Genomic DNA, 17353 nt, shown 5'->3' on the forward strand with positions numbered 1-17353 from the left:
GATGCCGGACACTCAACCGTATTCCGCCATCCTCCACCAAGGAGTTTTCGCGTGTCCCAAACCAGCACCCAGGACGCAACGGCGGAGCCCCCGACGCAGAGCGCATCCACGCGCCCGACAAAAGCCAAGAAAAACAGGCTGTCGGGAGGGTTCTTCCGCTTCGTCATCACCCGTTTCCTGCTTATCATCCCCACGGTGTTCATCCTGGTCACCGTCGTCTTCTTCGTCATGCGCGCCACCGGTGACCCGATCACCGCGGCGCAGGGCGGCCGTCTCAGCCCAGAGGAGCTGCAGAGGCGCATCCATGAGGCCGGCTACGACCGTCCGCTCATCGTGCAGTACATCGACTATCTGGGCGACCTGCTGCACGGCGACCTGGGCACCACCGTCACCGACAACCAGCCGGTGATCTCCATCCTGACCCGGTACGGCGCCGCCACCTTCGAACTGGCGATCCTCGCGCTGATCGTGGCCATGATCGTCGGCATCGCGTTCGGCCGCATCGCCGCGCACCACCGCGACCGTCTGGCCGACGCCGGCATCCGCACCTTCGCCATCCTGTGCTATGCCACACCGGTGTTCTTCCTGGGTCTGATGCTCAAGCTGATCTTCGCCGTGTGGCTGGGCTGGCTGCCCTCGTCTGGCCGCGCCGACCTGAGCAGCATGGCGCAGTTCGACCGCCTGGTCCAACCCACCGGCTTCTACATCATCGACGCCCTGCAGCTCGGTGACATGACCGTGCTGGCCGACGTGCTCCGGCACGCCGTGCTGCCCGCACTCGCGCTGGGGCTGCTGACCGCCGGCGTGTTCATCCGTCTGGTGCGCACGAACGTCATCTCCACCTATAACTCCGGATACGTGGAGGCCGCCCGCTCCCGCGGCGTCAGCGAGAAGCGGCTGCTGTCCAAGCACGCCTGGCGTCCGGCCCTGATCCCGATCATCACCGTCATGGGCATGCAGATCGCCGTCATGCTGGCCGGCGCCGTGCTCACGGAGACCACCTTCGAGTGGAAGGGCCTGGGATTCATGCTGTCCAACTATCTGAAGGCCCGCGACTTCGTGGCCGTGCAGGGCATCGTCATCCTGATTGCGATCATCGTTTCGGTGGCCAACTTCATCGTCGACGTGATCAGCGCGCTCATCGATCCGAGAGTGAGGTACTGACATGGGTGAAAGCACCGCAACCAAGGTCACCGTCCCCGGCGACAACCGGTTGGCCAACCTTGAGGTCAGCAAGAAGCCGTCCGTCTTCTCCCGCCTGCCGATCGTGCGCGACCTTAAGATCGCGGTCGGCTGGCAGAAGGCCATGCTGATCACCGGTCTGGTCATCACCGCCTTCTTCATCCTCGTCGCGATCTTCGCGCCGGTGATCGCCCCCTACGGGTATTCGCAGATCCGTGGCGACGACGGCGTGGCCTTCCCCACGCAGGCGCCGCCCAGCACCGAGCACATCTGGGGCACCACCGTCGGCGGCTTCGACGTGTTCAGCCGCACCGTGTGGGGCGCGCGCACCGCGGTCATCGCCATCATCGTGGCGGTGGTGCTCTCGATCTTCATCGGCGTGTTCCTCGGCCTGGTCTCCGGCTACTTCGGCGGCTGGGTCGACCGCGTGCTGGTGGTGATCGCCGACGCGATTTACTCGTTCCCCTCGCTGCTGCTGGCCATCCTCATGGCCATCATGATCTCCGGCGGCCAGTCCAGCCTGTGGGGCGGCATCCTCGCCTCCGGCGTATCGATCACCGTGGTCTACATCCCGCAGTACTTCCGCACCATCCGCGCCGAGGTCATGCGCATCAAGAACTCGGCCTACGTGGAATCGGCCAAGGTGGTCGGCGCCTCCACCTGGCGCATCATGACCGTGCACCTGCTGCGCAACTCCACGCGTACGCTGCCGGTGATCCTGACGCTCAACTCGTCGGAGGCCATCCTGACCTTGGCCGGCTTGGGCTTCCTCGGGTTCGGCATCGAGCCCACCGCGGCCGCCGAATGGGGCTACGACCTGAACCGTTCGGTGGCGGACGTGACCGCCGGCATCTGGTGGACCGCCGTATTCCCCGGCCTGGCGATCGTGCTGATCGTGCTGGGCATCACCCTGGTGGGCGAATCGCTCAACGATCTGGCCGACCCGCGTCTGCGCGCCCGCAAGTCCGCCGGCGAGGTCATCGGCTCGATCGAGGACACGTCGGTGGAGCCGAACGTCGAGCCGAGCGCCGATAACGAATACGCGATGAGCCTGATGTCCACCGCGCCGGGCGCGGCGGACGCCGACGGAAAGGAACCGGACCATGAGTGAGCCGAACGCATCCAGCGCATCCCCGTCCACGAATCTCGCCGAGATCAAGGATCTGAGCGTCTCCTTCATCACCGACGCCGGATCCATCAAGGCCGTGGACGGCGTGAGCTTCACGATCCCGCGCGGCACCGTGGTCGGCGTGGTCGGCGAATCCGGCTCCGGCAAGTCGGTGACCGCACGCTCGATCATCAAGCTGCTGCCCGAAACCGCCACCACCTCCGGCGCCGTGATGCTCTCCAAGCGAGACGGCACCGGCGAACTCGACGTGCTCTCCCTGAGCGGCGAGGACCTGCAGCGCATGCGTGGCAGCGAGGCGGCCATGGTCTTCCAGGAGCCGAACTCGGTGCTCAACCCGGTGTACACCATCGGCTGGCAGATCGAGGAGGGCCTGCGCGCGCACGGTATGAAGGACAAGAAACAGCTGCGCGCCAAGGCCGTCGACATCCTGAAGAAGGTCGGCATCCCCGACGCGGAAACCCGCGTGGACTACTACCCGCACCAGTTCTCGGGCGGCCAGAAGCAGCGCATCGTCATCGCGATGGCGCTGGTGCTCAACCCCGGCCTGATCCTGGCCGACGAGCCGACCACCGCACTGGACGTGACCGTGCAGGCCGAGATTCTGGATCTGCTGCGCTTGGCCAAGGATGAGTTCGGTGCCAGCGTGCTGATCATCACCCACAACATGGGTGTCATCGCCGATCTGGCTGACCAGGTGGTGGTGATGTACCGCGGGCATGTGGTGGAGCAGGGCGACGTGGAACAGGTCTTCTACCATCCGAACCACGACTACACCAAGCGGCTGCTCGCCTCGGTGCCGCGCATCGGCCAGCAGCTGGTCGTGCGCGATCTGGACGGCCGCGTCATCGAGCGCGAGGACGACTGGCGCGACCAGCCGATCGCCGTCGAGGCCAAGGGGCTGACGATCACGTATCCGGGTCACCTCATGCAGCCCGATTTCGTGGCCGTGGACGGCATCGACTTCACGATCCGTCGTTCCGAGGTGCTTGGCCTGGTCGGCGAGTCCGGCTCCGGCAAGTCCACCACCGGTCGCGCGATTGCCGGCCTACAGAAGGTCTCCGGCGGCTCGCTCAAGGTGCTGGGCGTGGAGATGAACGGCGTCAAAGAACGCGACTTCAAGCCCAAGCGCGCCGACATCGGCTTCGTGTTCCAGGATCCGGGCAGCTCGTTCAACCCGCTGATGACCATCGCACAGAACGTGGCCGAGCCGCTGATCGTGCACGGCAAATACCGTGACGTGGCGGAGGCCCGTGAGTACGTGGGCGATCTGCTGGAGATGGTGCAGCTGCCGCGCGTGTATATGAACCGTTTCCCGCATGAGCTGTCCGGCGGCCAGCGTCAGCGCGCCTCGCTGGCGCGGGCCTTGGCGTTGAAGCCCTCGCTGCTGATCGCCGACGAGCCCACCTCCGCCCTGGACGTGTCCGTGCAGGCCAAGGTGCTGGAGCTGTTCAAGCGCCTGCAGGCCGAGATCGGCTTCGCCTGCCTGTTCATCACCCACGATCTGGCCGTGGTGGATATGCTGGCCGATCGGGTGATGGTGATGCACAAGGGCCGGATCGTGGAGCATGGCGACACCGAGGACATCATGCAGCATCCGCAGGATCCGTACACCCGCAAGCTGCTGGCCTCCCTGCCGGTGCCGGATCCGCGCGAGCAGCGGGCGCACCGCGAACAGCTGCACGCGTTGCTGGCACAGGGCTGATCGGATCGCAACGCAGCCGGATACCCCATCCAACGGAACGAGGGTGGCCGCGGACGAATCGTCGTCCGTTGCCACCCTCGTCCCGTATCGGGGCGGATGTGCGGGCCGCCCGACCCGTCCGCCTTGACGCCCTCAGCGCCTGACCCGGATGTCGAAATAGTCCATCACCAGCTCGCAGAACATCATATTCGACCAGGAGAACCATTCGCGCGTATACTGCGTCGGATCGTCCACGCACACGCCCTCGTGCATCAGATGCGTGCCCGCGTCGATGGCCACCAGGTTGTTGAGGATCGCGGCCTTCTCGGCCTTGTCGGGTGAGGTGAGCCCCTGGATGGACAGGGCGATTGGCCAGACGTAGCGCGGCGGGGTGTGCGGGGAGCCGATGCCCTTGGCGTGCGCGCCCTCGTAGTAGAACGGGTTCTCGGCGCTGAGCAGCGTGCGGCGGGTGCTGAGGTAGAGCGGGTCGTCCGCCGCGCAGTACCCCAGGTAGGGCGCGGCCATCAGGCTGGGCACGTTGCTGTCGTCCATCAGCAGCGCATCGCCGAGCCCGTCGACCTCGTACGCCCAGATCGTCTCGCCGGCGGCATTGGTCATCGTGCCGTGGGAGCGCAGCCCCGCGTCGATCGATTCGCGCAGCGCACGCGCACGGGCGGCCATGGCGGCGTCGTCGATGATCTCGGTGAAGATGCGTTCCGCATAGCCCATGACGACCGCGGCGAACATGTTGGCGGGCACCAGATAGTGGTAGGTGCAGGCGTCGTCGCTGGGTCGGAACCCCGACCAGGTCATCCCCGTGGGGGCCACGGGCTGGAGAAGTCGGAGCGGTCGTCCGGATCCCAGGTGGCGCCGTTGGGCTCCTCGTTGAAGGCGTTGGCGTACGGGTCGATGCCGATGTAGCGGAACTGCAGGCGCACCAAGCCCTCGATCATATCGGCCAGGTCGGCGTCCTCGGCGGCGATCGGCAGGTACGGCCGCACCTGGGCGGTGGAGTCGCGCAGCCACATGGCGGGGATGTCACCGGTCAGCAGGAAGGTCGTGCCGTCGGCGTGGCGGTGCACGGTGGTGGTGAGCGTGTTGGCGAACGCGGCGTTGAAGTTCTCGGCCCAGTCGGCGTGTTCGGTGCCGCACAGCTCGGTGATGCGGTCCATGAAACGACGGACGGAGTCCGGCACGGTCTGGTATGGCATGATGCTCCTTCGCATATATGTAAACTTCGTTAATAAATAATAGTATCGTTGATTAACGGAGTTAACACGCCGATGGGCGGTAAACTCGGGAGCAGTCCAGAACACAGCCGTCGGCGATGACGGCGAACCGCTGATCGGAGCATCCATGACCCCTGTAACGAACCGTGCCGATATCCCGCTGATTCCGACGCCGCGTCTGTTGCGGGCGGACGGCTCCATCGCGGTGCTGGCGGCGATCGGGTGCATCGGGGAGGGGGCGGCCGCGGCGTCCTGCGACGCATCGGGCCGCCTGATGCGGCTGATCCGGTGGGACCTCGAAGCATGCGCCGGTCTGCGTTGGCGTGCGGGCCGGAGCGATGTCGGGCAGTGTGCCATCCGGCTGGACGTCGATGCCGCGATGGCCGCCCAATCCTACCATCTGGATGTCGGCCGGCGGACCGATGGCTCCGCCTCGGTGGCCATCGTGGGCGGGGATGCGGAGGGTCTGCGGTACGGCGTGCAGACGTTCCGCCAGCTGGTGCGCCACTCGGGGCCGGCCGTCCCCGTGGTGCACATCGAGGATGCCCCCGTGCTGCCGGTGCGCGGATACTACCTGGACGTGACCCGCGGGCGGGTACCCACGCTCGCGTCGCTGAAGGCCCTGGTCGATACCCTGGAGCTGCACAAGTACAACCAGCTGCAGCTGTACGTGGAGCACACGTTCCGTTTCGACGGGCTGAGCCAGGCCTGGCGCGGCACGGGCGCGCTCGACGCCGACGACATCCTCGAACTGGACGAATACTGCGCGAAGGCCGGCATCGAACTGGTGCCGTCCATCTCCACCTTCGGACATCAGTACATGGCGCTGCGCACGGACCGTTACGCGGGGCTCGGCGAATTCCCGGAACAGGCGGGGCGTCCGTTCAGCCTCGTCGAACGGATGGAGCATCATACGCTCAATCCGCTGATGGACGAGTCGCTGGCGTTGGCGAAACGCCTGATCGACCAGTATGCGCCGCTGTTCCGGTCGCGGAGGTTCAACATCTGCGCCGACGAGACCTTCGATCTGGGCAAAGGCCGCTCGGCGGCGCAGGCCGGGACCGTGGGCGTCGGCACGCTGTACGCCGGCTACCTGACCGAGCTGTGCTCGTATCTGGAGGAGCGCGGCCTGCAGCCGATGATGTGGGCCGACATCGCGGTCGGGCATCCACAGGCGTTGGAGCGGTTGCGCGACAAGGCCGTCCTGCTGAACTGGCAGTACGAACCCGACGTGGACGAGTCGCGCACCTCCCTGGTGGCCTCGACCGGCGCCGCGCAGTATGTGTGCCCCGCGGTGCACTGCTGGAACGCGCTGCTGCCGCGCATCGACACGGCGTGGGCCAACATCTCCCGCATGGCCGCGTACGGTGCGGCGCACCGCGCCGAAGGCATCCTCGTGACCGACTGGGGCGACTACGGGCATGTCAACGACCCGGTGATGAGCCTGCCGGGCCTGTGCTACGGGGCGCAGTGCGGCTGGAACGGGGGAGGGGACTGCGGCCAGGCGGCCGCCGATCGCGCGATCGACCGGCTGGAATACGGCGTGGAGGGCGGATTCGTGGACGCGTTGCGGCAGGCCTCGGCATGCACGACCTTCGGCTGGGACGATGCCGTGCGGTACCTGGAATTGGATATGCATGCGTATGACCATGCCGACCATCGGCCGATGCTGAACGGTGATGTGGCCGCGTTCTGCGACGTGTGCGTCGGGCCCGGGGCAGCGGAGCGCGTGGCCGATGCGGCGGACGTGCGTCAGGCGCGCGGGCGCCTGCTGGCGGCGTTCGCGGCGCGCATCGGTGATGCCGGGGTGCGCGACGCGGAACTGATGTCGGTCCGGGAGCGGCTGGCCCGTCTGCTGGGCGGCATGAGGGGCGACCGTGTGCGCTTCGGCGGTGCTGCGATGCTGGCCATCGAGGGCGTTGCCGCCATGAATTGGGCCGGTTGGCATCTGCTACGCATGCATGGCATCGACTGCGCCGAGGTCCGTGGGGTCCGGGTGCCTTCGGTGGAGGAGCCCGCCTGCCGTCTGGAGGAGTGGGCGGAGGCGATGGCGGAGTCGTGGCGGGAGTCCAGCCGCGAGTCCGAACTGCGGCGCGTGACCGATGTGGTATGGGCGTTGGCCGACGAGGTGCGCCGGGGCGAATGTGTCTCCTCCATGAGAGACACCACGTTGGACGGCGGAGGGGTCGGCGGTTCCCCTATGACCTGCCGGCCATCGTGAGCTTCGAGGACAGCGCCATCTGCGAGAGCATGTTCCCCTCCATCACGGCGGTGCACCGCGACGCCAGCCTGTACGGCACGAAGGTCGCCAACCTCCTGCTCAAGGTGCTGGGGGGGCCGTGGCCGGCAATCGTAAGATCCTCACCCCCAAACTGATCGTCCGGGAGAGTACCCGGATGATCCTACCCACTCCGGAAACCGTGTGACCATAGCCGATCACGGCATCCGTCCGGCCCGGATGTGAACGGCGGAACGGGCCGAGGCCGTTCTGCCTAATGCAGCTCGCCGCCGCAGGCGAACAGTGCGTGGGCGTCGCCTCCGGCCTTGTTGTTCAGATAGGTGCGCACGTAGCCGATGCGCTCCACCGTGCTCGCCGCAATCGGCTCGGGCAGGTCGTCCGGGTCGAACCAGCCGACCTTCAGGCTCTCGTCGTCGCCGACGAACGGGTCGGCGTTGCCCTGCGGATCGACCTCGCACAGGAACAGGTGGTCCATGTACATCGTCCGGTCGCCGTTGTCGTAGGTGAGCACCCGATCCGAGGACTTGACCGCCACCATGTCGGTGACGAGCGCGTCAATGCCGGTCTCCTCCCTGATCTCGCGCACGGCCGTGTCGGCGGGCTCCTCGCCGGGCTCCACGATGCCGCACACCAGCGCCCACTTGCCCGTGTCGGAGCGCTGTCCGAGCAGCACCCGCCCCTCGGCGTCACGCACGTAGGCGGTGATGCCCATCATCCACAGCAGGTCGTGGCCGATTTTCTCACGCAGCTTTAGCACGAATTCCGGAGTCGCCATCGTTCATCTCCTTAATCATGCGGGTCTGTGCCAACCTCCGCCGGCGCAGACCCGCACACGATCCATCGATAGGGATGATTCCAGCCTACTCGGCCATGGCGGCCATCCAGGCCTCCACATCCTCCACGGTCTTCGGAATGTCCACGGAGATCCACTCGGGGCCGTGCTCGGTCATCAGCACGTCATCCTCGATGCGCACGCCGATGCCGCGGAACTCCGGCGGCACCAGCAGATCGTTCTCCTTGAAATACAGTCCCGGCTCGATCGTGAAGATCATGCCCGGGCGGATCTCGGCGCCCTGATACGACTCGTAGCGGGCCTGCGCGCAGTCGTGCACGTCCAGACCCAGGTGATGCGCGCAGCCGCAGGCGTGCCAGCGGCGGTGCTGCTGGCCCTCGGGGGAGAGCGACTCCTCCACGCTCACTGGCAGGATGCCCCAGTCGTGCAGACGCTCGGCCAGCACGCGCATGCAGGCGTGATGGATGTCCGAATAGGTGGCGCCCACCTGCGCGGCCTCGAAGCCGGCGGCCTGCGCGCGCAGCACGGTCTCGTAGATGTCGCGCTGCAGCTCGGTGAACCGGCCGTTGACCGGGAACGTGCGGGTGATGTCGGCCGTGTACAGGCTGTCGGTCTCCACGCCCGCGTCGATGAGCAGCAGGTCGCCGTTGCGCACCACACCGGTGTTGCGCATCCAATGCAGGATCGGGGCGTGCGGGCCGGAGGCGATGATCGTGTCATAGCCGACCTCATTGCCCTCCTCACGCGAAACCGAGTTGAACGCGCCCTCAAGCATGCGCTCGGAACGCTCCTTGTCGATCACATGCGGCAGGGTCTTGAGGATCCGGTCGAAGCCCTTCTTCGTGGCGGCCACGGCCTTGCGCATCTCGCCGACCTCGTAGGCGTCCTTGATCATGCGCGCCTCGGCGGCCACCTCGTGCAGCTTGTCGTCGGCGGCGGTGTTGGAATCCGGGTCGGCGAAGCCGTTCGCCTCGCGCACGCCCTCGACCAGCTCGGTGATCGCGGCGTCGGTCTCGCGGATCACGCGCACGCGCACCGCGCCGGCCTCGGCGCCGACGTCCTTGCCGATCGCATCGGCCAGCTGGGCGATGTCATGGGTCTCCAGACCGGTCATCGCGGCCAGCTCCTTCAGACCGGCGCGCGGGCCGACCCAGTACTCGCCGTACTGGGCGGAGGTGTAGTACTCCTCGGTGCTGTTATCGGCGCGCGGCGCCACGAACAGCTCGGCCGTATGCGTCCTGCCGGCCTTGGCCTCCTCGGAATCCGGGTCCACCGGGTTGAGTACCAGCACGGCGCCCGCCTCGTAATCCTGGCCCAGGCCGGTGTAATAGGCGAAGGTGGTGTCCGGGCGGAAGGCGTAATCGCAGTCGTTGGAGCGCACCTTTGGTGTGCCGGCCGGAATCACGATGCGCTCGCCCGGGAACTGCGCGCCCAGCGCGTCGATGCGGGCCTGGATGTACTTGCTGGACTCCAGCGGCTCGATTTCGGGCTCCTGATCATCCCAGCCCGTGGTCATGAAATGCTTGAACGTCTCGCCGGTCGGCCGCAGCGTGCGGTTGTTCACACGGTCGGCGTTCGGCTGCTCCGCGCCCGGCGCGGCCGCCGCCTCGCGGGCCTCGTATTCCTTGTCCTTGTCGGTCACGACTTCGCTCATAGGTGAGACTCCTCGTTGATGATGCGTATGCGGATATACCGCGTCCCATCGTAGTCCGTTCGGAGGTCTTTGCGTATGCATGCCGTGGCATCCTCGACTCAGTTCAGCATCATGCTTCCGTCTTGTTCAATTTTTGCGGCCGACGTCGGAATTATCAAGAGTGTTTGACGCACTGTTTGAGTTATCTCCGACATGCGATTGAGAATTTATATGCCAACGGTTCTGCGGCCTTCTTGTATGCGTACAATGATTACAGCCTTACGCTGTGGTGAAGGGATGGTTGGCATATATGGCTGGTGAGATGGATTTTGAGAATGAACTGATCCATCATCTGGAGAGGATTGGTGGGTCAACGCAATGGAAGTATGAGCCTTCCATTAAGACGATTCCAGCGTTATGGGCTAATTTCCGGGCAATTCTCGAACGGAACAACGCGGATAAACTTGGTGGGCGACCTCTGACGGACACCGAGTTTGCCCAGGTCAAAGCTGTGATCTGTGGCCTACGCTCTCCTTATGAAGCGGGCTGTTGGCTGTATGGTCTGAACGGTGTGACTCAGATCGAGGTTGATCGGGACGAGACAGAGGATGGTACTGGCGGGAACCATATATTTCTGACCGTGTTCGATCAGGCTCAGGTTGGCGCTGGAAACACGGTGTATCAGATCGTCAATCAAATCGAGAGACCGCATGTTATGGCGGGACGTAAAAATCGCCGATTCGATACGACATTGCTGATCAACGGTCTGCCAATCATCCATATCGAGGAGAAGTATGACAAGCACGACGCTATGGAGGGACTGAATCAGATCCGCCAGTATATTGATGAGGGATTGTTTCATGACATTTATTCGACAGTGCAGATCCTGGTCGGTATGACTCCGTATCAGGCGTTGTACATGGCAAATACGGATGCTGATTCGTTCAATCCGGCGTTTGCATTTCACTGGCAACGGGAGGAGGACAGCAAACCGGTTTGGGATTGGCGTGAATTTGCGGATCTGATGTTGTCGATTCCGATGGCTCATCAGATGTCAACGAGCTACATGATTTTGGATGGAGACCCGAAGCATAAGAATCTTATCGTCATGCGCCCGTATCAGGTATATGCCACTCGTCGTGTAATCGAACGGTTGCGTACTCACGTATTTGGTACGGATGCGCAGGAAGCCGGGTATATCTGGCATACCACCGGATCGGGAAAGACGATCAGCAGTTTTAAGACAGCATGGTTGGCCTCCCGCTTGCCCAATGTGGACAAAGTGGTGTTCGTGGTCGATCGTGTGGCTTTGACGAGACAGACGTTCGAGAAATATTCCGCCTATGATCCCGATGCCGATGAGGACAATGCCGGTGTGGTTTCGGAGACCGCGAACACCGGTGTATTGCGAGCTAAACTGCGTAGTCGTAGCCGGAACAACTCGATTGTGGTGACATCCATTCAGAAGTTGGATCGCTTGTGCAAGCGTGACTCATTCAAAGCACCGGATATGAATTTCGTGTTCGTCGTGGATGAGGCGCATCGTTCCACGAACGGAGAGATGCTCAAGCGTATCAAAAAGGCTTTCCCGCGGTCGGCATGGGTTGGGTACACGGGTACTCCGGCGTTTGAGGGTGATATGACGCATGCCGCATTCGGCGATCTGATTCATGCATATACCATTCGTGAGGCGATAGCTGACAGGAACGTATTGGGATTCAACGTAGATTTTGAGAATACGATTCCCAATACGGAAATCACTGGTCAATTGCTGCCTGATTTGTTGAAGCAACGGTATCCACACTGGTCCGATAAGGATATCAGCCGCAAGGTGGCGCGCATGAGTCCTGAGGAGGTGGACAAATATATCGATTCCGGAGTATATGACAATAACCAGAAACATGTTGAGCAGGTTGTGGATGACATTGTCGTTCATTGGCGCAACCGGTCGAAAGAGGGGCGGTATAGTGCGATTCTGACCACACATGTCGGTGGCGGGAAATCGTCTGCACCAATGGCGATACAGTATTTCGAGGAGTTTCAGAAGCGAAACGAACAATTGGTTGAAGAGGGGAAGCGTCCTCTCAATGTCGCCTTGACGTTTTCCTATGGTACGGATAATTCCGAGTATCAATTGGATAAGAACCGTGGATTGCGGGCTGCCATGATGGCGTACAACACGGCATTTGGCACATCGTTTGACGATCGGACCGTAGGGGAGTATTTCAACGATGTCATGGACCGTCTGCGTGGCGAGGCCGAAGGCGAGAAACTGGATATCGTCATTGTGATCGATCAGTTGCTTACCGGATATGATGCGCCCAACGTGAATACGTTGTACGTGGATCGCACGCTGGCCGGAGCCAATTTGATTCAGGCATATTCACGTACGAATCGCATTCAGGACATGCATGCTAAGCCATGGGGTCATATTGTCAACTACCGTTGGCCGGAAACCTCGAAGAGATTGATGGATGAGGCATTGAGCATTTACGCGAATCGGGATTCGGCGATGGTGCAGGATCCGTTCAAGGACCTGCAGGATAGTGGTATCCTTGCCAAACCATTCAGCGAAGTGAAGGAGAACACCAAACAGATTGTCGAGAATCTGCGCGAATTATCGGATGGGTTTACCGTACTGCCGGCGAGTGAAAACGAACAGCAGGAGATGGCCAATCTGATCAGTCGGTTCAATAGCGGGGTCTCACAGCTTAAACAATATACCGAATTCGATTACGATCAGCCGGAACAGTTATTGAAAGAACTCAAGCTGTCCGATGACCAGGAAAAATGGTTGAATGGTCCGGCGCGTAGCGAACTGAAGAAGCTTGCCGAAGAACGGAAGAGTTTGATTGATGTATCGATGCTGGATTTCGGCGTGGAGCATATTGCCGAGATTCGTATTAATTACGATTACATCAACGAGCTGCTGGCAAAACTGCTGAATGAGGCTAAGGAGAATGCAACAACTGTTCGGGCAACGTATGACAACTTCAAACGTGCGACTGATCAACTTGAGGATCGTCGTTTGGCTGATCGGATGGTGGCTACGGCTGATGAGGCAATGGAAGTCGGTCAGCTTGAAGGTGTCACGTATCCGGTTGTTCCGGAATCGGTTGCGGAGATTGTCCGAGGCCATACGGCACGGGACCGTCGGCAGGCGTCATTGCGGTTCCGCGAAAAATGGGGGTTGGTTGATGTGGCAACGGCCAGGTTGCTGATCGACAGAATGCTGGATCGGCATATCCTGCATAAGGAGGATCTTGCGGATGGCGGAGAATTGTCGCAATTGTTAGCGGATGCCGTTGCGGAACGTCTCTATCAGCAGGATGCGCAGGATGAGGAGATTCGCAGACTAAGCCCGATTAAGTACCGTAATTCCCTTCGGCAGGCTTTGTATGAGTTTGCCGATTATGTAGTATCCCATTACTGAGAAAGAATTATCCCATGGCAGAACAGAATACGGCAAGGCAGCTCACATCTCAGTTGTGGGCGATGGCGAACGATCTGCGCGGCAAGATGTCCGCTGACGAGTTTCGCGATTACATCCTCGGATTCATTTTCTATCGTTATTTGTCCGAACGACAGGAGATGTATCTGGAGGATTTGAGGAACCAGAATGTCATCGAGACCTATGAGGGTGAGACGCTTAATGACGCATATGCTCGTCAGACGCAATCGGACGGTATTGAGGCTTGGCGCGAGGACATCTCTCAAAGCCTTGGATACGTCATTGATCCGGAATACACATGGGCGTCTTTGATAGCCAGGATTCGTGACCAGTCTCTTCGCCCCGACTATTTTCAGGCGATGTTCGATTCGTTCCGGCAGAACGCCGAGTTGAACGCCACTGCAGAGAAAGATTTCCGAGAGGTGTTCTCCGACATCAATCTCGCTGATTCCTCGCTGGGCAACTCCACGGCGGCTCGTGCCAAGAGTCTGTCCAACTTGGCGGAGAAGGTGGACTCCATCGACTTCAAGGATGAATCCGGACATGATATTCTCGGCGATGTCTACGAGTATCTTATTGCGCAGTTCGCCAGCAATTCCGGTAAGAAGGCGGGTGAATTCTATACGCCGCACGAAGTGTCCCGTGTACTGGCCAAATTGGTGACCTACGCGGATCCAACGTCCGAAGGTGCGGATGTCATTCTTGATACGAACAAGGATTTCAGCGTGTATGACCCGACCTGCGGCTCGGGTTCGTTGTTGTTGACCGTACAGAAGGAACTGCCGGGTTCTGAGCGTGAGGGGCGGGTCCGATTCCATGGCCAGGAACTGAACCGTACAACCTACAACCTGGCACGAATGAATCTCATGATGCACGGCGTTGACTACAAGTACATGAAGCTGCGTAATGCGGATACATTGGAACAGGATTGGCCGGATGGTGTCGACGAGAATGTATTGACCATCCTAGGGCGTTTGATGCTGTAGTCGCTAATCCTCCGTATTCTCAGCATTGGGACAACACCGAGACCAAGCTGAAAGACCCGCGTTTTAAAGACTTCGGCAAGCTTGCACCGAAGTCGAAAGCTGATTTCGCGTTCGTGGAGCACTGTGTCTACCACCTCAAGGATTCCGGTCGTATGGCGATTGTCCTGCCGCATGGAGTTCTGTTCCGCGGCGCGGCTGAGGGGGTCATTCGTAAAGCATTGATTGAGAAGAATTATCTCGATGCTGTGATTGGATTACCTGCCAATCTGTTCTATTCCACGTCGATCCCGACCGTCGTGCTGGTTTTCCGGAAAGACAGGAAAACCCGGGACATCCTGTTCATCGATGCTTCGCAGCACTTCGAAAAGGGCAAGAATCAGAATCATCTACGCGATGAGGATATCGATCTGATCTTCGAAACCTATATCAATCGCAAGGATGTCGACAAGTACGCGCATGTCGCCTCGCCAGACGAGATTAAGGAGAACGAATACAACCTCAACATTCCGCGGTACGTCGACACCTTCGAGGAAGAGGAACCCATCGATATTGATGAAGTGAATCGTCAGCTCGCTGAAGTCGATGCGGAAATTGCGCGGCTGCAAGCACAATTTGACGCCATGGTGGCCGATTTGGTACCAACGGAAGGGGATGCTTGTGCTTAGTGAACAAGAGATCATCAGCAAGCTTGTCGATAAAAGTATCGAGGCGTTTCTCGTGGGTTTGGAAATATATAACAAGCCTACGATCAGATACCGCGTTGAAGGATTCTCGTTCTTCATTATCAACGCATGGGAACTGATGTTGAAAGCGGAATTGATGCAACGTGGTGAGTCGATTTATTATCGCGATAACCCCGAACGCACGTTGTCGGTAAATGAGGTGATTCGCCGTATTTATACGGACAAACGACAGCCTTTGCGCCTCAATCTGGAACGAATCATCGAACTGCGCAATACCAGTACACATTTCATTACTGAAGATTATGAAGCGGCATATGCGCCGCTGTTCCAAGCGTGCGTATTGAATTTCGCTGGAGAATTAAATCGTTTTCATAAACGGGAGATTTCCGATTACATACAGCAGAATTTCCTTATGTTGTCGGCTACGGCTGAGCCGTTAACCAATGAGCAGATTCGACTGAAGTATCCCGCTGAGATTGCTGAGCGATTCATCAGGCAAGCCAATGCCATCAATGTTGATCAGGAACAGACAGCATCCGATAGATTCACCATACCGGTACGGCAGAACCTATACATTGTCCGAAGCAAGAAAGATGCCGATTTCACTGTGCGCGTGGAAAAAGAATCCGCGAACCCCGTTGCAATAGTGAAAGACATCAAAAATCCTGCCGATACACATCGTTATACGTACCATAACGTCATCGACGCAGTGAATACTAGATTGGCGGCTTCCGGAACTGTCATGCACTATGTATCGGGAGGAAGGGAACATACCGAATTCAACAGCTATACGCTTCAGCTGTTCATCAGGTTCTATGATTTGAAAAGCGACGAACGTTATGCATACAAGTATGTAATCGGCGACGAGGCACCGCGATGGACCTATTCGCAGCATATGATTGATTTCATCGTCGGAGAAATCGTAAAGGCTCCCGATGAAATCATCGGGAGCCTTAAGAGGCAGATAACCCCAGGAGCATAGGAATGCTCGGCAAACGCCTACCCCATTCTGGGACCCAGCTGTAATCCTTCACGAGTTATCTACTACAGAGAATACCACGGAGCATCGATGAGCAACCAATCTACAAAGAACAACGATATGAACGACGATGGCATGCTGAACGCTGAAGCACAGCGAAAGCTTCCGCAAGGGGAGATACTGCAGCCGAAACTCCGTTTCAAAGGCTTTACTGACCCTTGGCAGCAGCGTAAGTTGGGAGAGCTTGCCGAGTTCAGTAAAGGAGCGGGATTCTCCAAGAGTGACCTCTGCGAACATGGCAGAGGAATTATTCTGTACGGACAGATGTACACCAACTATCAGCTTGTGATAGATTGTATCTCCACACATGTGCCCATGAACTCACATGGGGTAGAAAGCCGACGGAACGATATCATTGTTCCAGCTTCCGGGGAAACGCCAGAAGATATTGCAACTGCTTCAGTGGTAAAGCTCGACGGAGTACTCCTCGGAGGGGATATCAATGTAGTCCGTTTGCATGGAAATCAAACTGATGCAACCTTCATTGCTTTGCTCTTATCGCATGGATCTTTGCACAAAACATTGGCTTCCAGAGCCCAAGGGAAATCAATTGTTCATCTTCATATTTCAGATATTGCAAACCTACATGTTTTGAAACCTGGTATTACGGAACAGTCTCGTATTGCAGAGTTCTTCCGTGTGCTGGATGATCTTATCGCTGCCGCCAAGAAAAAGGCCGACCTTCTCAAACTCAAGAAACGCTACTATTTGCAGGCCATCTTCAACCAGCGCCTGCGGTTCAAAGGATTCACAGAGCCATGGCAGCAGCGTAAGTTGGGAGAACTATTCAAGGAAAGGTCTGAACGAAGTAACCAAGGTGAACTTATATCCGTCACCATTACCAATGGAGTCGTACCAGCTTCTTCGCTTGAACGTAAAGATAATTCCAGCGAGGATAAATCGAATTACAAGCAAGTGAAGACAGGTGACATCGCATATAACACAATGCGGATGTGGCAAGGGGCAAGTGGTGTATCTCCCTATTCCGGAATCCTGAGTCCGGCATATACCGTACTTATCCCGAGTTCAGAAGTTTCGTCCTCCTTCTTCGCTCAGATGTTCAAGCTGGTAAGGATGCTTCATTTGTTCCAACGTTATTCGCAAGGGTTAACTTCCGATACGTGGAATCTGAAGTATCCGCTCCTTTCGGAAATTCGAGTAACAATACCTTCATTGGCCGAACAGGAGCGGATAAGCGAATTCCTCGTTCTAAATGATGAGCTAACTGCTCTTGTCAAGAAGAAAGCTGAAGATTTGCAGAAGATAAAGTCATATTATCTCCAACAACTATTTGTGTAAAGCAATTGC

The 17353-nt window shown here is 59.3% G+C and carries 11 protein-coding genes and 2 pseudogenes; 10 read left to right on the forward strand and 3 right to left on the reverse strand.

Annotated features, from left to right (window positions below):
• The first annotated feature begins 51 nt into the window (after positions 1-51).
• Genes B4C31_RS04320 through B4C31_RS04330 form a run of 3 tightly spaced genes read left to right on the forward strand, consistent with a single transcriptional unit; the run spans position 52 to position 4013 of the window.
• Complete coding sequence (locus B4C31_RS04320) at positions 52-1164, forward strand: ABC transporter permease (protein WP_291531478.1); 1113 nt, start codon at positions 52-54, stop codon at positions 1162-1164.
• Position 1165: 1 nt separating this feature from the next.
• Positions 1166-2293 carry an ABC transporter permease gene (locus B4C31_RS04325; protein ID WP_349679125.1) on the forward strand — a complete coding sequence of 376 codons (1128 nt, stop codon included), beginning with the start codon at positions 1166-1168 and terminating at the stop codon, positions 2291-2293.
• The gene (locus B4C31_RS04330) at positions 2286-4013 is read left to right on the forward strand and encodes a dipeptide ABC transporter ATP-binding protein (RefSeq protein WP_291531479.1); all 1728 of its coding nucleotides are present in this window, start codon (positions 2286-2288) and stop codon (positions 4011-4013) included. Before B4C31_RS04325 ends, B4C31_RS04330 begins: the two co-directional genes overlap by 8 nt.
• A gap of 132 nt (positions 4014-4145) precedes the next feature.
• Here the strand turns inward: B4C31_RS04330 and B4C31_RS04335 are convergent.
• Positions 4146-5203, reverse strand: a pseudogene (locus B4C31_RS04335) (glycoside hydrolase family 125 protein).
• 145 nt (positions 5204-5348) lie between these two features.
• Between B4C31_RS04335 and B4C31_RS04340 the strand changes: the two are divergent.
• Both B4C31_RS04340 and B4C31_RS04345 read left to right on the forward strand, forming a co-directional pair.
• A complete protein-coding gene (locus B4C31_RS04340; RefSeq protein ID WP_291531480.1) occupies positions 5349-7442 on the forward strand; it encodes a beta-N-acetylhexosaminidase in 2094 nt (697 codons plus the stop codon).
• Positions 7409-7647: pseudogene (locus B4C31_RS04345) on the forward strand (substrate-binding domain-containing protein); the annotation flags it as partial. The gene B4C31_RS04340 and the pseudogene B4C31_RS04345, both read left to right, overlap by 34 nt.
• 66 nt (positions 7648-7713) lie before the next feature.
• On the opposite strand, the gene B4C31_RS04350 reads toward B4C31_RS04345, so the two are convergent.
• Both B4C31_RS04350 and B4C31_RS04355 read right to left on the reverse strand, forming a co-directional pair.
• Positions 7714-8235 carry an NUDIX hydrolase gene (locus B4C31_RS04350; protein WP_291531481.1) on the reverse strand — a complete coding sequence of 174 codons (522 nt, stop codon included), beginning with the start codon at positions 8233-8235 and terminating at the stop codon, positions 7714-7716.
• Positions 8236-8320: 85 nt separating this feature from the next.
• A complete protein-coding gene (locus B4C31_RS04355) occupies positions 8321-9907 on the reverse strand; it encodes an aminopeptidase P family protein (RefSeq protein ID WP_291531482.1) in 1587 nt (528 codons plus the stop codon).
• Positions 9908-10196: 289 nt separating this feature from the next.
• On the opposite strand from B4C31_RS04355, the gene B4C31_RS04360 reads away from it, so the two are divergent.
• From B4C31_RS04360 to B4C31_RS04380, 5 genes are all read left to right on the forward strand, one after another.
• Positions 10197-13319, forward strand: a complete 3123-nt coding sequence (locus B4C31_RS04360) for a type I restriction endonuclease subunit R (protein ID WP_291531483.1) — start codon at positions 10197-10199, stop codon at positions 13317-13319.
• Between the two features lie 14 nt (positions 13320-13333).
• The gene (locus tag B4C31_RS04365) at positions 13334-14323 is read left to right on the forward strand and encodes an N-6 DNA methylase (protein ID WP_291531484.1); all 990 of its coding nucleotides are present in this window, start codon (positions 13334-13336) and stop codon (positions 14321-14323) included.
• A complete protein-coding gene (locus tag B4C31_RS04370; protein ID WP_291531485.1) occupies positions 14266-14988 on the forward strand; it encodes an N-6 DNA methylase in 723 nt (240 codons plus the stop codon). The genes B4C31_RS04365 and B4C31_RS04370 overlap by 58 nt, the downstream gene beginning before the upstream one ends.
• Entirely contained in the window at positions 14981-15988 is a 1008-nt protein-coding gene (locus tag B4C31_RS04375) for a DUF3644 domain-containing protein (protein ID WP_291531486.1), read from the forward strand. The genes B4C31_RS04370 and B4C31_RS04375 overlap by 8 nt, the downstream gene beginning before the upstream one ends.
• A gap of 87 nt (positions 15989-16075) precedes the next feature.
• Positions 16076-17344, forward strand: coding sequence for a restriction endonuclease subunit S (locus tag B4C31_RS04380; RefSeq protein WP_291531487.1), 1269 nt, complete (start codon positions 16076-16078; stop codon positions 17342-17344).
• Positions 17345-17353: the final 9 nt, after the last annotated feature.

This window comes from Bifidobacterium sp. UBA4282 (genome assembly GCF_002394995.1).
Taxonomy (GTDB): domain Bacteria; phylum Actinomycetota; class Actinomycetes; order Actinomycetales; family Bifidobacteriaceae; genus Bifidobacterium; species Bifidobacterium pullorum_B.